This window comes from Sphingomonas sp. CFBP 13706, assembly GCF_014842355.1.
GTDB classification, from domain to species: Bacteria; Pseudomonadota; Alphaproteobacteria; order Sphingomonadales; family Sphingomonadaceae; genus Sphingomonas; species Sphingomonas aerolata.
The window spans coordinates 487,264-506,266 of sequence record NZ_JACYVM010000002.1 but is presented as its reverse complement, the minus strand read 5'-3'; the positions used below and the strand labels follow the sequence as shown (position 1 = coordinate 506,266).

Annotated in this window: 16 protein-coding genes; 3 read left to right on the top strand and 13 right to left on the bottom strand. The window is 67.7% G+C overall.

Features of this window, described 5'->3' with window-relative positions; all coding sequences use genetic code 11:
• Positions 1-25: 25 nt before the first annotated feature.
• From IFS44_RS05770 to IFS44_RS05745, 6 genes are all read right to left on the bottom strand, one after another.
• On the bottom strand, positions 26-4,282 hold the full coding sequence (locus IFS44_RS05770) for a translocation/assembly module TamB domain-containing protein (RefSeq protein WP_192097776.1): 4,257 nt from the start codon (positions 4,280-4,282) through the stop codon (positions 26-28).
• Positions 4,282-6,399, bottom strand: coding sequence for a BamA/TamA family outer membrane protein (locus tag IFS44_RS05765; RefSeq protein ID WP_342366341.1), 2,118 nt, complete (start codon positions 6,397-6,399; stop codon positions 4,282-4,284). Before IFS44_RS05765 ends, IFS44_RS05770 begins: the two co-directional genes overlap by 1 nt.
• A gap of 154 nt (positions 6,400-6,553) precedes the next feature.
• Entirely contained in the window at positions 6,554-6,997 is a 444-nt protein-coding gene (locus IFS44_RS05760) for a hypothetical protein (protein WP_192097775.1), read from the bottom strand.
• Positions 6,994-7,767 carry a prepilin peptidase gene (locus IFS44_RS05755; RefSeq protein ID WP_244649944.1) on the bottom strand — a complete coding sequence of 258 codons (774 nt, stop codon included), beginning with the start codon at positions 7,765-7,767 and terminating at the stop codon, positions 6,994-6,996. The genes IFS44_RS05760 and IFS44_RS05755 overlap by 4 nt, the downstream gene beginning before the upstream one ends.
• A gap of 61 nt (positions 7,768-7,828) precedes the next feature.
• The gene (locus IFS44_RS05750) at positions 7,829-8,296 is read right to left on the bottom strand and encodes a GNAT family N-acetyltransferase (protein WP_192097774.1); all 468 of its coding nucleotides are present in this window, start codon (positions 8,294-8,296) and stop codon (positions 7,829-7,831) included.
• 32 nt (positions 8,297-8,328) lie between these two features.
• Positions 8,329-8,820, bottom strand: coding sequence for an SH3 domain-containing protein (locus tag IFS44_RS05745; RefSeq protein ID WP_183936260.1), 492 nt, complete (start codon positions 8,818-8,820; stop codon positions 8,329-8,331).
• Positions 8,821-8,982: 162 nt separating this feature from the next.
• Here IFS44_RS05745 and IFS44_RS05740 point away from each other — a divergent pair, with 162 nt between their 5' ends.
• Complete coding sequence (locus IFS44_RS05740; protein WP_192097773.1) at positions 8,983-10,005, top strand: 2-hydroxyacid dehydrogenase; 1,023 nt, start codon at positions 8,983-8,985, stop codon at positions 10,003-10,005.
• Between the two features lie 91 nt (positions 10,006-10,096).
• Positions 10,097-10,288, top strand: coding sequence for a hypothetical protein (locus IFS44_RS05735; RefSeq protein WP_031395371.1), 192 nt, complete (start codon positions 10,097-10,099; stop codon positions 10,286-10,288).
• Between the two features lie 47 nt (positions 10,289-10,335).
• Here the strand turns inward: IFS44_RS05735 and IFS44_RS05730 are convergent, their stop codons facing one another.
• The 7 genes from IFS44_RS05730 to IFS44_RS05700 all read right to left on the bottom strand — a co-directional run bounded on the left by IFS44_RS05730 (position 10,336) and on the right by IFS44_RS05700 (position 17,559).
• Positions 10,336-10,584: a hypothetical protein gene (locus tag IFS44_RS05730; RefSeq protein ID WP_197977766.1), complete on the bottom strand. Its 249-nt coding sequence runs from the start codon at positions 10,582-10,584 to the stop codon at positions 10,336-10,338.
• Positions 10,585-10,706: 122 nt separating this feature from the next.
• Positions 10,707-11,333, bottom strand: a complete 627-nt coding sequence (locus IFS44_RS05725) for a LysE family translocator (protein WP_031441353.1) — start codon at positions 11,331-11,333, stop codon at positions 10,707-10,709.
• Positions 11,334-11,359: 26 nt separating this feature from the next.
• The gene (locus IFS44_RS05720) at positions 11,360-12,763 is read right to left on the bottom strand and encodes an NAD(P)H-dependent flavin oxidoreductase (protein ID WP_031441354.1); all 1,404 of its coding nucleotides are present in this window, start codon (positions 12,761-12,763) and stop codon (positions 11,360-11,362) included.
• 68 nt (positions 12,764-12,831) lie between these two features.
• Positions 12,832-13,968, bottom strand: a complete 1,137-nt coding sequence (locus IFS44_RS05715) for a glycosyltransferase family 4 protein (RefSeq protein ID WP_192097772.1) — start codon at positions 13,966-13,968, stop codon at positions 12,832-12,834.
• Positions 13,969-14,601: 633 nt separating this feature from the next.
• On the bottom strand, positions 14,602-15,717 hold the full coding sequence (locus tag IFS44_RS05710) for a glycoside hydrolase family 130 protein (RefSeq protein WP_192097771.1): 1,116 nt from the start codon (positions 15,715-15,717) through the stop codon (positions 14,602-14,604).
• Between the two features lie 139 nt (positions 15,718-15,856).
• Positions 15,857-16,615, bottom strand: coding sequence for an SDR family oxidoreductase (locus tag IFS44_RS05705; RefSeq protein WP_192097770.1), 759 nt, complete (start codon positions 16,613-16,615; stop codon positions 15,857-15,859).
• Between the two features lie 62 nt (positions 16,616-16,677).
• Positions 16,678-17,559, bottom strand: a complete 882-nt coding sequence (locus tag IFS44_RS05700; protein ID WP_192097769.1) for an alpha/beta fold hydrolase — start codon at positions 17,557-17,559, stop codon at positions 16,678-16,680.
• A 37-nt stretch (positions 17,560-17,596) separates the two neighbouring features.
• On the opposite strand from IFS44_RS05700, the gene IFS44_RS05695 reads away from it, so the two are divergent.
• The gene (locus IFS44_RS05695) at positions 17,597-18,976 is read left to right on the top strand and encodes a protein adenylyltransferase SelO family protein (protein ID WP_192097768.1); all 1,380 of its coding nucleotides are present in this window, start codon (positions 17,597-17,599) and stop codon (positions 18,974-18,976) included.
• The last annotated feature ends 27 nt before the right edge of the window (positions 18,977-19,003 follow it).

Genomic DNA, 19,003 nt, shown 5'->3' with positions numbered 1-19,003 from the left:
TCCGCGCCGCCACGGGATGAGGCGATCAATAGTCCTTGGAGTATTTCACGCTGGCATTGGTCCCGCCCTGCGCGCCGGCCGACGAGAGCAGGCTGAGCGCCTTGGTCAGGGCAATCTCGAGCTGGGTCGAGGTGAAGCCCTTCGCGTCGGTCACGATCTCCACATAGATGTTGTCGGTCAGGTACTTGCCTGCCGCAAGGCTGGTGCCACGCCCGCTGGCCTCGTCCGCGCCGAGGACGCGAAGACGATCGAAGCCGGTCGCCGAGCGCAGCTTGCCAAGCGGATTAAGCCCGCCGCCCGATCCGCGCAGTGAATTGAGCGCAGACGCCAGCTGGATCGCCTCGGTCGCCGAGAGATTCTCCGGGTTGGTGCCGAACAACAACCGGCTCAGCACCTCGTCCTGCGGCAGCGCCGGGGTTGAGGTGAAGGCGATCTGCGGGCGCTGGCCGGTACCCGTGACGTTGATCACGACGGTGATGTTGTTCGTGGTCGTCGTCGCCTGGATGTTGATGTCCGGATCAGTCAGCGCCCCGCCACGGAAGCGGATCGTGCCGCGATTGACCTCGAACCGCTTGCCCGCGAACGAATAGGTCCCGCGGACGATGTCGAGCCCACCGGTGACGACCGGCGCGGTCGACGTGCCGGTGATCCGCATGTCCATCTCCCATTCCGATTCGAGACCCATGCCGGACACGAACAGTTGGTTCGGCGCCCGCACCCGGAGGTCGAGCTTGATCAGGCTCGGCGGCGCGGGCCGCGCCGGACGATCGGTCGGCAGGGCCGGCCGGATCTCGCTCTTGCGACGGATACCGGTCAGCTCGGCGACTTCCGCCTGACCCTGGCGGATGATCTCGTAGCGCGCTTCCGGGATCTGCAGGTCACCCTTGAGCAGTCCGCCATCGCGGCCATAGGTGAACCGCACCGACCCGGTCGTCGTCGCACTGAGCGCATCGCTCTTGGCAAGCTGTGCATTGTCGAGGGTCGCGCGCAGATCGATCGGGAAGCCGCTGTCCGCGGCAAGCCCGACGCTGCCCTGGGCCTGTACACTGCCATTGCCGGCACGGGCCCGCAGCTGCGTCAGTTCAAGCCGGTCGTTGTTGAACCGCGCATTGATCGCCATCTGCGACAGGCGCGTGCCGTAGACCTCATTGTCATAGGTCAGCGAATCGGCCCGTACGATGCCGTTCAGACGCGGCGCCTGAACGCGCCCGGAGAAGTCCGCCGCGATCGCGATCGGCCCGGACAGCTGCTGGTTGGGCAGCGCGGCCAGGCTGAACAGCACTGCCGATGGCCCGTTATACCGGATGCCACCCGACAGCGGTGCCGCCATCAGTCGTTCCGACCAGGACGCGCCAGCGCCCAGCGGCCGGAGATTGGCGACCATGCGCCCCACCACCGTCGGCCCGCGCCGGACCAGCGCGCGCCCGGTCCCGCCATCGGCATTGAGCGTGCCGGCGAACACGATGTCGACCGCATCAGACACCGCCGCGATTCCCGTGCGGGTGAAGTTGCTCACCGTCGCACGGACGTTCGCCGTGGGCACCGCAGTGCTGTTGGCCTGGGCGAAGTCGAGGCTGCCCGTTGCGGTGCCGCCGATCCCGAGGTTCGGCATCAGCGCGCTGAGGACCGACAGGTCGAGCTTGTCGAGCCGTGCCTGTGCGTTCAATCCGCGGCCATAGCTGCCGGCAAGCCGCGCTGCGCCGGCCGCGGTCCCCTGACCGAAATCGATCCGGGTCGGCGAAAGACGATAGACGCCCTGCGTCGCCTGGATCCGCGCGGGATTGGCGGTGCGGAAGTCGATCCCGTTCGCCTGCCCCTTGAGCGCAACGAGATAGTTGTCGGGGCTCAGCTTCGCATTCATCGCAAGGCGGAACGGCACGCCGCTCGACCCGGTCGCCAGCGCCTGGGCGGTGCCCTTGCCGCCGACGTAATTCACCTTCGCGCGTGCGGCGGACAACACGACCTCGCCGTAGCGCATGTCGGCGATCTGGACGTCGGCGATCACCTCGGGCGCCTTGGGATACAGCACGGCGCTGGCATCGACGATCGCGCGGCCGATCGTGAAATCGACCATCCCCGGAATCTTCGCGCCATAGGCCCGCGCAGCGACATCGGCGCGCTGATACCCGCCCTGGTTGGCGAGACGGACATTGCCCGTCAGCCCCTGCCCCGCGAACTGCAGCGCACCGGCGAACGGCCCCGCCGCACTCTGCACGATCCGGCCGCGTGCAACGATGCCCGCGAAGACCGCACGACGCACGTCGACCGCAAGCTGCGTGCCCGGCGTGACCAGCACATCGGCGGTGAAGGGGCCGTAATCGGTGCCGCCGCTCGCGACGACGGCATAGGCGCCGTTCCGCCCGACGACCCGCGCCTGGAGGTTTACCAGCCCGACGCCAACGCCCGGCCGCGGTGCGCGCAGGACGACGACCGGCGCGGTCGCGCTGCCCGTGACCCGCGCCGAGAGCGGACCGTAGACGGTCGAATAGGCATCCGCGTTGACGAGCACCGCACCGGTCGCCGGATCGAACCGCCCCTCACCGCGCGTCACGCGGAATTGCGGCGCGTTCATGCGGAGGTTGCGGAAGGTCACGATCCCCTCGGGGCTGTACCCGATGTCCGACCGGACGATCGCGTTACCGCCGAGGAAGCTGCGCGCGCCTTCGTTGAAGATCTGCGCGGTCTGCGCGACGACGCGCCCGGTGATGCCGAACCCGCCATTGGGGCCCGGCACCAGCTTCGCATCGGTCGTCAGGTTGACGATGCCGATCCCGTCGACGCGGTAGTTGTTGACCCGCCCCTTGAGCGCACCGGTGTAGCGTCCGGTCGCCATGTTGGCGACGACGACCGCGGTCGCGTCGATCTTGTCCGAACGGATCTTGAGGTTGTCCGACAGGACGTTGACGCCGGAGATCGCGAAGTCCCCGTCGATCGCGACATTGGTCGCAAGACCGCCAACCGCCACATTGAGCCCGGTCACGCGACGTGCGCGCGCCTTGATCGGCAGGAGGATGCGGTCGGCATTCACGCGCGCAAGACCCTCGGCATAGAGGTTCTCGACACCCATGTCGCCAAAGGCGATCGTCGCGGCCCGGACCTTGTAGTCGACCGTCGGGGTCGCGAACGCCCCGTCGAGGACGACGCGCGCGGTGACATCGCGACCGCGCAGATTGGGCAGGATCGCCCCCGGGGTCAGAAGCTTGGCGTCGACCGCGAAGTTGGCGAACCGGCTGTTGGCGAGATCGATCAGGCCGCCGGCATCGACCGCGAGCGCGTCCGACTTCAGCGTCATGCGCGTGTCGGCCTTGCGGTCGTTCAGCGTCGTGTCGATCGACACGTTGAGCTGCGGCGCGGTCAGGCGCTCGACCGGTCCTTCGAGATAGAGGCCGGGGCGGGTCGCGCCGCGCACCTCGATATGCCCGTTCTTCGCGGTCAGGCCGAGATTGGCGAGCTCGCCGCCGCCCAGCGTCGCGACCGCACGGCCGCGCCAGGCGGCCCAGCTTCCACGGCCGTCGACCGTCGCGGTCAGCGGCGCCTTGAGCGACCCCATCGTCGCGACCACGCCGCCGACGGGTGCGGTCAGCTTGATGTTGACGTCGAGCTTGTTCTGTTCGGGCACCGCGTCGAGCTTGAGGATCAGCCGGTCACCGCCGGCGATGCCGGGGCCGGTCAGCGCGGCGGCGTTGGTCGTCAGCTGTGCACGCTTGTCGGCGATATGGACCGCGCCGTCGATCTTGAGGATATGCGTCTGGCCCGTCACCGGCTTGCCGATCACGAACCGGTCGATCACCAGCCGGTTCACGTCGATATCGAGATCGGGCAGCAGCGGCGCGTTGGGATCGGTCGGGGTTGCCTTGAGCACCGGACGGCGTTGCAGCGTGACGAGCGGCGTGGTCAGCGACCGGACGTCGACATGGTTGCTGGCAAAGGCGAACGGGCGCCAGTCGACGCGCAGCTTCGGGCTGGTGAGGAACACGCCGGTCGGGTCCGACACGCGGACGTCGCTGAGCGTCATCGCGCCGTAGATCGATCCGTCGATCCGGCCGACCTTGATGTTGAGGCCCGACGCGGTCGTATAGCCACCGATCTGATCCGCGACGAGGCGGCGACCGGGATCGGTGTTGATCCCGAACAGCACGATCAGCACGAGTGCGATCAGCGCCACGATCAGGATCGCGATCCCCTTGAGGATCCGCTGCCAGAGCGGCCGCCGGGCCACGACGCTGTCGTCAGCCTGATCGATAGGTCCCTGGTCGGCAGGGGGTGCGCCGTTTTCGGCCATCAGAATGCCTGCCCGATCGAGATGTAGAGCGCGACCTTGCCGTCGCCCTCGCGTGGGTTCAGCGGCGTCGCGACGTCGATGCGCATCGGACCGAAGCTGGTGTAGAAGCGACCGCCGATACCCGCGCCGTAGCGCAGGCTCGACAGGTTCGGCGTGCTGCTTTCATAGCTGTTGCCCGCGTCGATGAACGGCACGATGCCGAAATCGCCGAAGCGGTAGCGCGCCTCGAGCGCGAACTCGTTGAGCGAACGACCGCCGACCGGATCGCCATTGGGATCGAACGGCCCGAGTCGCTGATAGCCATAGCCGCGGACCGATCCGCCGCCGCCGCCATAATAGCGCCGCGAGGGCGCCAGGTCGTCGCGCGCGACGCCCTGGATCGTCCCTGCCTTGGCGCGGCCGGCGATCACGATGCTGCTCGACACGGGATAGTAGAAGGTCCCCTCGACCATCGCGCGGACATAGGGTTTGACCGAGCCCTGCACCGATGTTTCGGGGCTGGCGTTGAGCCGCAGGCGGAACCCCTTGGTCGGGTTGAGCAGGCTGTCGGAGCGATCGAACAGCAGCTGCCCGGGCAGCGCGACGATGCCGTAGGTCCGCCGGACGTTCTCGCCACGAGCGAAATCATACACGCTCTCGTTCGTGCCGACGAGCTCGCCGCCGTAGTAATAGGTGATCGGCTTCTGCCAGATCGGCGTCGAATCATAGCTCCAGCGGATGCCGACGCTCGTCGTGAACGCCTCATAGGCGTCGTAGTTCGAATGATTGGCCCCCGCCGTCAGGCTGAAGGTGCGATCGCGACGCCCGGCATTGGCGCGGCGGAACGTGCCCGCAAGCCCCTGTTCCTGCGTCCCTGCAATCACCGACGCGAGCAGACCACCCTCATAGGGGAACAAGTTGCGATGCTGCCAGGTCCCCTCGGCGCGGAAGCCCTGCCCGGTCGAGAAGCCGACATTGCCGCCCAGCGTGCGCGCCGGGCCCTTTTCCTGCCGGACCAGCAGGTCGACCTGCTCGGTGCCGTCGGGGTTGGTCCTGCCGGTCCGTTGCGGGATCACCGAGACGCTCTGGAACAGGCTCGTCGCGACCAGCGCGTCGCGCAGGTCGTCGGTCATCCGGTTGTCGTAGAGCTGCCCCGCCTCGAACCGCGGAAAGACGTTCAGATGCTCGATGTCGAACACTGCGTCGCCTTCGGTGCGCAACTGCCCGAACGAGGCGCGCGGCCCCGTATCGACGGGCAGCGTATAGGCACCGGTCGGGACCTGCGCCTCGTCGTCGAGCAGGATGTCGCGTTCGCCCACCTTGACGAACGGATAGCCCATCTGCGGCAGCATCAGCGAGACATTGGCCTCCGCCCCCTGGATCCGGTCCGCCTGGATCGGATCGCCGACCTTCAGCGGCAACTGGCTGCGCACCAGATCCGGCGGAATGGTCTGCGCGGTCTTCACGTCGATCGAGCCGAGCGTGTAGAGCTGCCCCGGCTGCGCGCTGACGATTGCCTTCAGCCGCCCGGGCTTGTCGGGCACGGTTTCGATCGTCGAGACTGCGGTCGCGTCATAATAGCCGAGCGACTTCAGCAGCCGGACGACCAGCGCCTCGTCTTCCTTCGCGCGCGCCGAAACCTGCGTCGTGTTCGCCGCCTTGCCGCCGCCCTTCAGCGCGGACAGGGCCTTGTAGCGCGCTTCGAGCCCGTCGCCCGCATCGGCCAGACCCTTGATCTCCGCATCATAGCGGATCTCGGGCGCATCCTTGTCCTTGATGTCCGCAGCGGTCGCCAGCGGCGCCGTGTCGTAGCTCGCGAGCGCGGGAAGCGGCACGACCAGCTGGGGATCTTCGGGACCGGTGGGGGGCAAGACGGCGCCCGACGCGGTCGTCGCGGGGGTCACATCCGTCGCGGGGGTCACGGGCGCCGTCTCGCTCGCCATCGGCTCGAGCGGTGCGTTGATGTCGTTCGAAAGCGGCGGCAGCGCCTGGTTGAATTCCGCGTCTGGAACGATCGGGGCGTTACCCTTGGGATCGGCGACGCCGGTGTCGGCTCGCTGCTCGGCCGTGGGTGCGTCGGGTCCCTTCGCTGGCGCGGTACCGGGCTTTGCCAGCTGGGCTTCGCCGGGCGCAGCCACAGTCGCCGCCAGAGCGATCGCGAGCCAATAGTGCCGTCTTGTCGAACTCGTCACAGGAAACACGATCCCCTTTCGAAGGGCGACCGCGTTCGATTCATCCCCATTAATCCCTCGCAACGCACGAAACTTGGGTTGGTTTCCGTCATCCGGCGATTCACACGCAGCCGATCATGCCGGCCACCGGAAGGACGATGGTGTCGCGGCCCGGCCGCTCAAGCCGTAGCGTCGCATTGGGCACCATCGCGCCTGACGCCAGATCCTCGCGCGTGACGATCGTCATGTCGAGTGCGACGGTCAGGTCGCCGCCGCGGTAGGTCGTCACCCCGGCAAAGCCGTAGCCACCCGGGCCGGCCTCGTCGACTCGCGCATAATCGACCGGCTTGCCTTCGACTGCGAGACGCAGCCGAGCCGAGTCGGCGGTCGCCATCGCCACCAGCGTGCGGTCGCCCGTCGACCAGAGATACGCCGCGCATCCCCGCGCCGGCATCGCCTGCTTGCCGATCGGACCGAGCGTCGCGGGAGCCTTGGTGGTGTCGCCGGGCACCGTCTTGGCGGGCGTGGCGGCCTGCACGGCCGCGGCGATAAGCAATAGCATCATCCGCCCGACGCTATCATGAAGAGCCAGGCCGGATAAGCCGCGATCGCCAGCAATGCGCCGAACGGCATCGCGGTCTGCCCGGTCACGGGCCTGCCGCCGACGCGCATCGTCAGCACCGCGCCCAGCCCGACCATGCTGGCGATCAGCAACACGGCGGGCAGCATCTGCCAGCCGAGCCACAGCCCGATCGCACCGAACAGCTTGGGATCGCCGCCGCCCATCCCGTCATGCCCACGGATTCGACGATAGCCCGCCGCGATCGCCCAGAGGAGGGCGAACCCCGCGATCCCGCCGATCAGCCGGTCGAGTCCCCCGGGCGCCAGTCCGGCGACGCCGCCCGCCGCACCGCCGAGCGCAAGCAAGAGGGTCAGACGATCGGGCAGCCAGAAGGCGACGAGATCGAGCGCGGCAAGCGCCAGCAACAGCCAGCCAAAGACCGCGCCCCACAAAGCGGCCTGCCCCGGCGCGACGAGCCCTGCGGCGATACCGATCGCCAGCCCGCACGCCTCGATCCGCCAGTGCAACGGATCGATCTGCGCACCGCAAGACCGACACCGGCCGCGCAGCAGCAGTGCACTGACCAGCGGGACGAGATCGATCGTGGTCAGCGTCCGCCCGCAGGCGTCGCACGCCGACCGCCCGCGAACGACCGACCGGTCCTGCGGCCAGCGAATCACCAGCGCGGCAATGAAGCTGCCGACGATGGCACCGAGCACCCCCAGCGCCGCCGCGGTGATCATCGGGCTCGGCACAGGCATGGCGTCGATCATCCGCCGCGCGTGCCGGGCACGTCCCGCGCCGTCAAGTCGATCCCGGCCAACGTTGCCGCCGTCAGAGATCCAGCGTGTAATATCGGCTGAACCGCGAGGGCGGATAGGATCCGAACCGCTTACAGCGGACAAAGCCTGCGCGTTCGTACAGAGCGCGGGCCGCGGCATAGGCAGCGTTGCCCCCGGTCTCGAGGCTGATCCGCGTCGCGCCCATGTCTCTGGCATGGCGGATCGCACGCTCCAGCAGCGCCGCGCCGACGCCGCGGCGTACATGGTCGGGATGCGTCCGCATCGATTTCAGCTCGCAATGCCCCGCGTCGAGCGGCTTCACCGCGACGATCCCGAGCAGCGTCGAATCGCCCCCCGCCTCGTCCCAGGCCGACCACACCACCACCGACGGATCGCGCAGCCCGGCGAGGTCGAGGGCAAAGACACAGTCCGGTGGCGAGTTGGCATGCGCGGCGCGCTGGTGCAGCGCGACCAGATCGACGACCGCGTCGCGCGTCAGATCGTCGCGCTCTATCCGCATGACGCGATCCGGATGCGACGGCGCGTCATCGCTCAGGGCAGCGCTTCGTCCGCATCGATTCCCCACAGCGCGTCGACGCGCACGAAACCGGCCTGCCCCTTGATGTCCATCTTGCACCAGCCATTGCCGCACTGGCTCAGCCGACCGACGACGCCGGGGGCCGCGCGCCATTGCAGTCGTCCGCTCTCGCTCGGGCGGTCGAGGATCGCGATCGGGGTCGTGCCGCGCACGATCGCGGTGCGCGTGCTGCTCATCAGATTGGCCTGCATCCAGCCTTCGGTGCCGTCCGGATCGGCGATCTTGCGCCATTCCTTGTGGATCGCGATCACGCGCACCGGCAGGTCGGCACGCTGATACAGCCAGCTGGCGGGATAGGCGCGGGCCGGCCCGGTCCGCAACCGCGCGCGCCCCGCCGAGATCGAGGCATAATAGGGAAGCTTGCGCACCGGATCCGCGGCGGCGGCAGGCTCGGTGCCCAGCGCCGCCGTGACGAGGGCGGCGAGCCCGAAGGCGAGAATGCGCATGCTGATGTCCTGTTGCCGACGCGGTTCGTGTCCGGCCAAGCTCTATCGCCACCGCGGCGGCGGTTTCAACTGCTAAGCGCGCGCGCCGCCGTTCCACGGATCGCAGCGCGGTTTTGCCGCTCCATCGTTGACGCCGTGGATGACGTTCGCCAAGCCACAGTCATGCCCGATCCACGCCCCGATAGCTGGCCCGACACCCGGCGCTGCCCCAACCCCAAGGTGGTCGTCACGCGCGAACTCGCCGATGCGGTCATGGACCGTATGGCGGCGCTGTTCGACACGACCAACAATCACAGCGATGCCAAGCTCAGCCGCGACCAGCTGGCCGCCGCGATGGCCGATTGCGATGTGCTGGTCCCGACCGTGACCGACGATATCGACGCCGCGCTGATCGCGGGCGCGGGCGATCGCCTTCGCCTGATCGCCAATTATGGCGCGGGCGTGAACCATATCGACCTGAAGGCGGCGCGGGCGCGCGGGATCATCGTCACCAACACGCCGGGGGTGCTGACCGAAGACACCGCAGACATGACGATGGCGCTGATCCTGTCGGTGCCGCGGCGGCTGGCGGAGGGCGAGAAGCTCGTTCGCTCGGGCGCATGGACCGGCTGGAGCCCCGGCGGGATGCTCGGCCACCGGATCGGCGGCAAGGCACTCGGCATCGTCGGGATGGGCCGGATCGGACAGGCGGTCGCGCGCCGCGCCGCCGCATTCGGCCTCTCGATCCACTATCACAATCGCCGCCGCCTCCCCGTCGCACTCGAACAGGCGCTCGGGGCGACGTGGCACGCCTCGCTCGACGAGCTGCTCGGCGCAGTCGACATCGTCACGATCCACACCCCGCTCAACGCCGACAGCCGGGACATGATCGACGCGCGGCGGATCGCGCTGATGCGCCCGCACGTCTTCCTCATCAACGCCTCGCGCGGCGGCGTGGTCGACGAGACCGCGCTGGTCGACGCGCTCGAGGCGGGCCGGCTCGCCGGCGCCGGGCTCGACGTCTGGCGTCACGAGCCGCAGATCGATCCGCGGCTGCTCGCGCTCGATAACGTCGTGATGCTCCCGCACATGGGATCGGCGACGTTCGAGGGGCGGATCGCGACAGGCGAGAAGGTGATCCAGAACATCCGGATGTGGGCCGATGGCCACCGCCCGCCCGATCAGGTGCTCGAAGGCTGGGCCTGACGGCACCTCCCCTGTCCCCGCGCCCGTGCCCGGAACCGATTCCGCAGTGCGGCATTTGTTGGATACCCCCGGAGAGAAAGAGGAGTATCCCATGAAGAAGATTGCTGTTTCCGCGCTGCTGATCGCGTCCGCCGTGTCGATGAGCGCCTGCTCGACGCTCAAGGGCGCAGGCATCGGTGCTGCGGGCGGTGCGGGTGTCGCCGCGGCGACGGGCGGTAGTGTCGAAAAGGGCGCAGCGGTCGGTGGTGCCGGCGGTGCGGTGGTCGGCACGGTCGCTGACTGAAACGTCTGGCGCGCGCGGGCCTGAAGGTCCGCGCGTCGCCCCTCAAATCACCGTGCGCGGATCCAGCCGGTCCGCTGGACGCTGCCCGTCAGGACTTTCGACCCGAACGCCTTGGCGACGGTCGCGGCATCCGCAATGTTCATCAGGACGATCCGTGTCCCCCCCGACGGCAGTGATTCGATCGCGCTGATCTCGGCCTTGTGCTTGGCGCACATCGCGACGGCCTGGGCCTCGGTGACGCGTACGTTCATCGCACGCGAAATGGGCGCAACATCGGCGCTGGGCGTGGTGGTCATCTGATAATCCCGGCAGGGAGCGGGAGCGCGATACGTCTCTCAGTCGTGGCTTGCCCGAATGAAGCGCCGCAATGCGTCCGGTATGCGCGCTATCCCGCCGATCGGCAACCTCGGCCGCCGCGTCAGACGCGCGTTCCGAGCAGTGCGAGCCCAAAGCCGACGAACACCGCCCCCGTCGCGCGGTCGAAGGCGCGCCGCAATGCCGGTCGCGTCAGATGCCGCGCGAGCGTCCGCCCGCTCATCGCATAGACCGCATACCAGAGGCTTTCGACCACCGCGAAGGTGACAACGAGGATCGCGAACTGCGGCCCCTGCGGTGCGGCGCGGTTGACGAACTGCGGCAGGAAGGCGGCTGCGAACAGCAGCAGCTTGGGATTGCTGATCCCGATCACGAACCCGCCGCGGAACAGCCGTGCGGCCGACATCGTGCGCGGCAGCGTGTCGGCGCCCAGATCGACCGGCCCGCCGGCACCGCGCCACGCCTTGATCCCCAGCACGATCAGATAGGCGACACCGGCATAGCGCAGCGCATCGAACACCCGCGGCCAAGCAGTCAGCAAAGCCGCGACCCCCGCCGCCGATGCGGCGAGGACGAGGACCAGCGCGGTCAGGCACCCCGCCATCGCCGCCAGGCTGCGCCGCGCGCCGAAGGTCATGCTGCGCGTCATGACGTGCAGCATGTTCGGCCCCGGCGTCCCGCACAACAGGATCACCGCGACCAGGAACACCGTCCACGCATGCAGCGTCATGCCTTTGCCCCCCTAGCCTGACCGGCTCAGTCGCCGGTCAGGATCCGATCGACCAGCTGCCCGACGCTCGGCACGAACCCGTTGGAATAGAACGGGTCCTTCTTGAAGTTATACGCCGCATGGCCGGCGAACATCAGGTTCTGGTCGATGTCGCCGCCATGCGCGATATCCTGCAGCGTCTTCTGGATGCAAAAGCTGCGCGGGTCGGCGAGCCGCCCCGTCGAGTTGGTCTCGGTATCCGCCCAGCTCGAGAAGGAGCATTGCGACAGGCAGCCCATGCAGTCTGCCTGGTCCTTGCGGATCATGCCCTTTTCTTCCGGACCGACGAAGACCAGCGTGTTGTCCGGGGTCTTGAGCGCGTCGGTAAAGCCTTCGCCGAACCACTGGCGTGCGCGCAGCAGATCGTTGCGTGTCACCCAGAAATTCTTGCCCTTAACCCCGACGTCGAGCTGGAAGATGTGGTCGCCCGCTTCCTGCGTCGAAAACGCGATCTGGCGCTCGGACCGCGCCTCGAGGCTGCGCAGGAACGGGTTGCGCACCGCCGAGGAATAGAAACCGGTCGGCGAGAATTTGTGCAGCAGCACGTCGCCTTCCTCGATCTTCGTCAGCGCGTCCTTCCACCCCTGCGGGATCGGGCTTTCGCGCGTCAGCAGCGGGCGGGTACCGAACTGGAACGCGATCGTGCCGAGCTCGGGATTGTCGATCCAGTCGTTCCAGTCGCGCAGGTACCAGACGCCGCCCGCCATCACGATCGGCACGTCGTCCGAAATACCGCCCTCGCGCATCACGTCGCGCAGTTCCTTGACGCGCGGATAGGGATCCTGCGGCTTCAGCGGATCCTCGGCATTCGACAGGCCGTTATGCCCGCCCGCGAGCCACGGATCCTCGTACACGACCGCGGCGAGCCACTGTGCCGCCTTCGAATAGGCGCGCTTCCACAGCGCACGGAACGCCCGCCCCGAACTGACGATCGGCAGATAGCTGACGCCGTAGGACGCGGTGATCTCGCTCAGCTTGTAGGGCATGCCCGCACCACAGGTGACGCCCGCCACCTTGCCGCGCGTCCGCTCGAGCACGCCGTGCAGGATCCGCTGCGCGCCGCCCATTTCCCACAGCACGTTGATGTTGATCGCGCCCTTGCCGTCGGCGATCTCATAGGCGCGCTCGACCTGCTGGACCGCACCGTCGATCGCATACTGGACGAGCTCCTCATGCCGGTCACGCCGCGTCAGCGCGGCATAGACCTGCGGGATGATCTTGCCCTCTGGATCGTAACTATCGGCATTCACGGCAGAAACCGTGCCGATGCCACCCGCGGCGGCCCAGGCTCCGGCCGACGCATGGTTGGTCGCCGCGACTCCCTTGCCGCCTTCCACCAGCGGCCACACTTCGCGACCGTTATAGACGATAGGCTTCAGGCCCTTGAACACGACGTCACCTCTCCCGGAAAATACGGCCCCCTATATCGCAAGGACGCAGCGTGCGAGCAAATTAAGACCTAGGTTAGCGCGCCGGGTCTGCCGAGCGCCTCTTCGTACAGCGTACGGTAGCGCGCGATCATCACCGATTCGTCGAATTCGGCCCGCGCCCGCCGCTGATTCGCCGCCCCGATCGACGCACGCAACGCGGGATCCGCGACCAGCGCCTGCAACGCATCGCGCAGCCGCACCTCGCTCGGCGCCTCGGTGATGAACGGCAGGTTTTCGGGCGCAACCATCCGCGCGACGTCGCCGACCGGATAGCTCGCGATCGGCAGGCCGGCGGCCATCGCCTCGACCACCGAGATCGGAAACTGCTCGCTGCGCGACGACAGAGCGAGGATGTCGAAATGCCCGATATAACGATAGGGCCGGTCGAGAAATCCCGGCAGGACGAGCGTATCAGCCATCCCCATCGCCGCCGCCGCCTGGGCGATCCGCGCGCGCTCGGGTCCCTCGCCGACGATCACCAGCCGCACCCGACCCGACACGCCGCCGACCGCACGCACCAGTGCGGTCAGGTCCTTCACCTCGCGCAGGCCCGCCAGCGCGCCGATGACGACCTCCTTCGCCTTCGGGACGAACCCCGGGATCGCCTTGGGTTCGGGCTTCTGCGCGTAATAGGCGGTGCCGATTCCATTCACGATCCGGTGAACCCGCTCGCGCGGCTGCTTCCAGGTCTTCAGCGCGATCGCCTCGAGCACTTCGGACGGTACCGCCAGCGCATGTGCCGCACCCAGCGCGAGCCGACGATAGATGTTGCGCTCGATCTTCAGCCCGCCCGCCTCGTCGGCGTTGAACCCGTCCTCGTGATGGACCAGCGGCGGCGCGCCCTTGCCGAACGCGCGCCGCGCCATCGCCCCGTCGATCGCCCCCCAGTTGTAGCTCAGCACCAGATCGAACCGCCGCATATATTGCGCAATCGCCTCGTAGCGCGCGACCGACGGCTTGCCCGTCAGCGGCGGCGGGTTCTGCGCGATCTCGTAGCGGATCCCCTTGGCGATCGACGCCTGCGCGCCCAGCGCATCGGCCACGCCCGACACGATGGTGTGCTTCGCGCGATCGCCGAACGCATTCATCAACCGCACCGCCCGCGCCTCCTTCCCGCCGAGGTCGAACGAGGAGTGGAGATGCAGGATGTTGACGGGTGCGGCCATGCCCGACGCGATGCCGATTTCTCGCCGGGGTTTCAAGGGAGCAGGCGCGCTGGATTGCTGTCCGCTGCCGCCCACAATCGCGGATGTTCGTTCATATTACGCTAACGTACTGGGCGTACTTCACCTCGGGCGAGGTGGGGATGAAGCAAGTGACGGTGCTGTCGCGAAGATGGCCATATGCCCTCTCGGGTATCCTTTTTGCTGTGCTTTTGATGTTCCCAATTCTGCTCGTTTTTTCCCCGGGCGTCCCTCGCCTAAATGGCGACGACATCTGGGCTCTATGCCTCGTCGAGACGCCGTTCTTCACGTTCTGGGCTTGCCTTTCCGTGGTTCCGGTAGTTCGGCCGCGCCGCCTTATCCTCACCGAACAAGGTGTTACACTAGACACTGTTTGGAGGCGGCAGCATTGGGAGTGGGGGTGTGTTGCTGGCATATGGCCGTTGGGTGGGTACAAACCTCATCTTGAGGTTAATCAAGGTGGCGGTAAGCTGAAGCGGGTCTTCCTAGGTTCGTTTTGGCCAGGTGACTCGGTGGGATTGGCGGAGGTCGTTTCTAAATACCGAGCCCAAGCCTACCCACCCTCCTGCCCCAAAGCGAACGGCAGCTAACCACCAAAATACGCCACAAACCGCATCAAACGGGCGGGTCGAACGCAGTCTTCGCGATGTGCGTGATCCGGCACGCCAGATCCGCCTCGCCGCTCGCGACCACGTAGAAGTCGCCCGCGTCCGCAATGCCCGTCGTGAAGACGACGTTGTCGACGTACATCTGGTCCTTCAGCGGCTCGGTCAGCGCGGGGTTCGCCTCGAGCAGCGGCGCGTGCTGGGTTGCGATCGTGATCGACGGGTCGTCCTTGTCGAGGATCGACCAATAGGTGCGGTAGATGCCGACCACGCCCGACGGCTCGACGCCGTGCCACAGGCTCAGCCAGCCGCGATCGGTCAGGATCGGTGGTGTCCCCCCGCCCATCCGCGCGGTCGAGACCGTGGCGGCGTGAGGGCGGATGCCGGGCTTGTCATGCGGCTTCCAGTGGAGCGCGTCGGGCGAGCGCGACAGGTTGATCGACGGCCCGGCGCGCCATTCGCTGCCCGGCGGATAGGTGAAATACAAGTCGCCGAGCGGCCGCGTCTGCGCCCAATATTGCCCGCCGATCAGCCCTTCGAAGATCAGCATGTCCTTGTTCTGGTGATCGAGCACGATCCCCTCGAGCTGCCAGTCGAGCGCGTCGGCGGACGAATAGAGGGTGGTCGAATGCCGTTCCGGGCTGACCGAACAGGTCGTCATCAGATAGCGGTCGCCGACCTTCGAGATGCGGGCATCCTCGACGCCATAGCATTGATAAGGCGTGCGCGGCGCGATCGCCTTGTCGTAATGGACCGCGACGACCGAACGGCCCTCCGCGTCGAGCTCGACCGGCAGGAGCCAGGACAGCGAGGTGAGCGCCATCACCTTCCACCCGCCGCCGGGGATCAGAAATTTGCGCGGATCCTTGGTGTCCACCATCTGCAACGGCCACGCATCGCGCAGATAGGCGCCGTCCTGCCAGCGGATCGCATGGACGTTGCCGCCCTTGACCGGCTCGCGCAACGCCTCGGCCACGCGCACCATCAGCAGAAGGTTGCCGTTCGCCAGCCGCGTCATCCCCGGATTGAACGCGCCGAGCACATAGGTTTCGGCCCCGACCTTGCCCGCCAGTGGCGAGCGCGACAGGTCGATGTCCGCAGGGGTGAAGACGAGCTGATCGAACATGCTATTCTCCTAAAATTCTTGTTGTTCGGCCGCCCCGCCCCGCCCCTCTCCCGTTCGCCCTGAGCGAAGTCGAAGGGCATGCCCCGGGCGGAGGTGCTTCGACTTCGCTCAGCACGAACGGGACGGGTGAGCGGTGTCGCTATTCCCCCTCCAGCGCCCGCGGCACGATAACGAGCTGCTGGATCACACTGCGCGTCGGCTGCGTGAGCAGGAACTCGACCCCCGCGGCTATGTCCTCGCCGCGCAGCATCTGCTCCGCCGCGATCATCTGCCGCTGCTTTTCGTCGGGCACGTCGGGATATTGCATGTTGGAGCCGACCTTGCCCGGCTCGATCAGCGACACCCGGATCCCCTTGGGCCCCAGCTCTCGACGCAGCGCCTCGGCGAAACCGGCGATACCCGATTTGATGCCCGCATAGACGGTCGAGCTCGGCCCGAGGATATGCGCGCTGAGCGAACCGATGAGGATCAGGTCGCCGATCGGCGTCATCCGGTGCGCGGCGTGATGCGCGCTGAGCAGATAGGCGGTGAAATTGACCGCGATCGCGTAGCGCAGCGCGTCTTCGTCCATCTGCGTCAGCCCGCCCGCGGCGATCGAGGCGTTGACGACGGTGATGTCGAACCCGCCCAGATACGCCTCGCCGGCATCGAAAAAGGCGCGGACCTTGTCCGGATCGGCAAGCTCGGTGACCATCCCGTCGCCTTCGCCAACCTCGCGGATGCAAACGAGCGCGTCCTCGAGATGACCCGCATCGTGACCGCAGATATAGACTTTGGCGCCCCCCGCCGCGAGCAGCACCGCGATCGCCCGGCCGATCCCTGTCGTCCCTCCCGTGATGATCGCGCGTCGACCCTTGAGGGAGCGATGGTTCGCATGAAGGTCGGCGGGTGCGGTCATAAGCTGTTCCGGTCATCGAGCAGGCGGGACAAGGCGTCGCTGCGACGCCCCATCCCCGTCCCCTAGGCGCGGACAGCATCCCCCTCAAGCACCTGCGCCAGCAGCTCGTCGATCGGCGCCTGGACGATCGGCTCGCTCAGCGTCGGGGCATGACCGACCCCGGGCACGGTGACGAGCGTCGCGCGGTCGAGCGATGCGACCATCCTGTCCGCGATCGCGGCGGACAACAGGTCGGACCGACCACCGCGAACGATCAGCGTCGGGATCTCGCGCAGGCCCGCCAGCGCCTGCCACATGTCCGGCCCGGCCTCGCTGCCCGGCACGCGGAACGGTTCGGCGATCTTCAGGTCGTAATCGAGCACGATCCGGCCCGAGCTGTTGAGCCGGTAGATGCGCTTGGCCATCGCCAGCCAGTCTTCGATCGTCCAGTCGGGATAGACGTCGGCATTGCTCTCCGACACGCAGCGCGCGGCATGCATCCAGGTCGGAAAGACGCTTGCCTTGCCGACATAGCCGCGGATCCGCGACAGGCCCTGCGCGTCGATCTCGGGGCCGACATCGTTGAGCAGCGCGGCTGCTATTCGCCCGCGCGCCGGCCCCGCCATCAGCATCGTGACGATCCCGCCGAGCGACGTCCCGAACGCGACGAAACGGTCGATGCCATGCTCAACCAGCAACGCCTCGACATCCTGCACATAGGTCAGCGGGACATAGGACATCGGATCCTTGGCATAGGCGCTCTCGCCGCGCCCGCGGAAATCGATCCCGATCAGCCGCCAGCGTCCCGCCAGCCGCGCCGCCAGCGCATCGAAATCGCGCGCGTTCCGCGTCAGCCCGGGCAGGCACAGGATCGGCGGACGACCATCGCCGCCGCCGGGATAGTCGCGCGCATGCAGCCGCAGCCCGTCCCTGGACCACCAATAGAGGTTTTCGTAAGCGGCCATGGTTGCGTCCTTCGGGTAGCGGCCACCATATCGCCGCATGCCCATCGACCCGCAAGCCTTCCCCGCCTATCGCCCCGAAACCACGTTGCTCGACCTCGGCGACCCGTTCTTCGATCCGGTCGCGGCGGCCGATTTTCCCCGCACCCAGCTCCGCTTCCGCAACGATCGCGCCGCCGCGCAGGTCGGCCTCGCGGCGCTCGACGACGATGAATGGACCCGCCATTTCGGCCGGTTCGCGCCGTTGCCGGACACGCTGCCCGGCCCGCTTGCCTTGCGCTATCACGGTCATCAGTTCCGCAACTATAATCCCGATCTCGGCGACGGGCGCGGCTTCACCTTCGCCCAGATGCGCGACGATCGCGGCCGCCTGATGGATCTCGGCACCAAGGGGTCGGGGCAGACGCCGTGGAGCCGCGCGGGTGATGGCCGGCTCACGCTGAAAGGCGGCGTGCGCGAGATCCTTGCGACCGAGATGCTCGAGGCGCTGAACGTCCCGACCTCGCGCACGCTGTCGCTGATCGAAACCGGCGAGGATCTGCAGCGCGGCGACGAGCCGAGCCCGACCCGCTCCGCAGTCATGGTCCGGCTCAGCCACAGCCATGTCCGGATCGGCACCTTCCAGCGCCTCGCCTATCATCGCGACGACGACGCCCTGCGCCGGCTGGTCGGCTATACCTTGCGCAACCTGTTCGACGAGGACGGGAACGGGGAAGGCGATGATCCGGTCCGCCTTCTCGCGCTCGTCGTCGCACGGGCTGCGCGGCTCGCGGCGCGCTACATGGCCGCGGGCTTCGTCCACGGCGTGCTCAATTCGGACAACATCAACGTCACCGGCGAAAGCTTCGACTATGGCCCGTGGCGGTTCGCGCCGACCTGGGACCCGGGCTTTACCGCCGCCTATTTCGATCATCAGGGCCTGTACGCCTTTGGTCGCCAGCCCGAGGCGATCCACTGGGACGTGATGCAGCTCGCGGTATCGCTCCGCACGATCGCCGAGAGCGATCCGCTGATCGCCGCGCTCGACGGTTTCGGCCCCGGCTATCAGGCGGAGGTTGGCGCGGCGATCCTGTGGCGGCTGGGCGTCCGCCCGCGTGATCCGGATAGCGACCGCGCGCTCGTCCAGACGACCGAACGCGCGCTGCGGACCAGCGGGGCGGGAATCGACCGGTTCTTCTTCGATGCGTTCGGCGGCGAGCTTCCCGCGGGCTATGGCCCCGAATGGGACGAGGTCCGCGCCGCGCTCGGCGGCTATGCCGCGCGCAAGGATCGCAGCCATCCCTATTGGTCGGGCACGCCGTGCAGCCTGCTGATCGACGAGGTGGAATCGATCTGGGCGCCGATCGCCGACGCCGACGACTGGAGCCGTCTTACCGCGAAGGTCGCGGCGATCCGGGCGATGGGCGAGGCGCTCGCCTGAACGCGGGTGCCGCGGCCGACGGTGCGG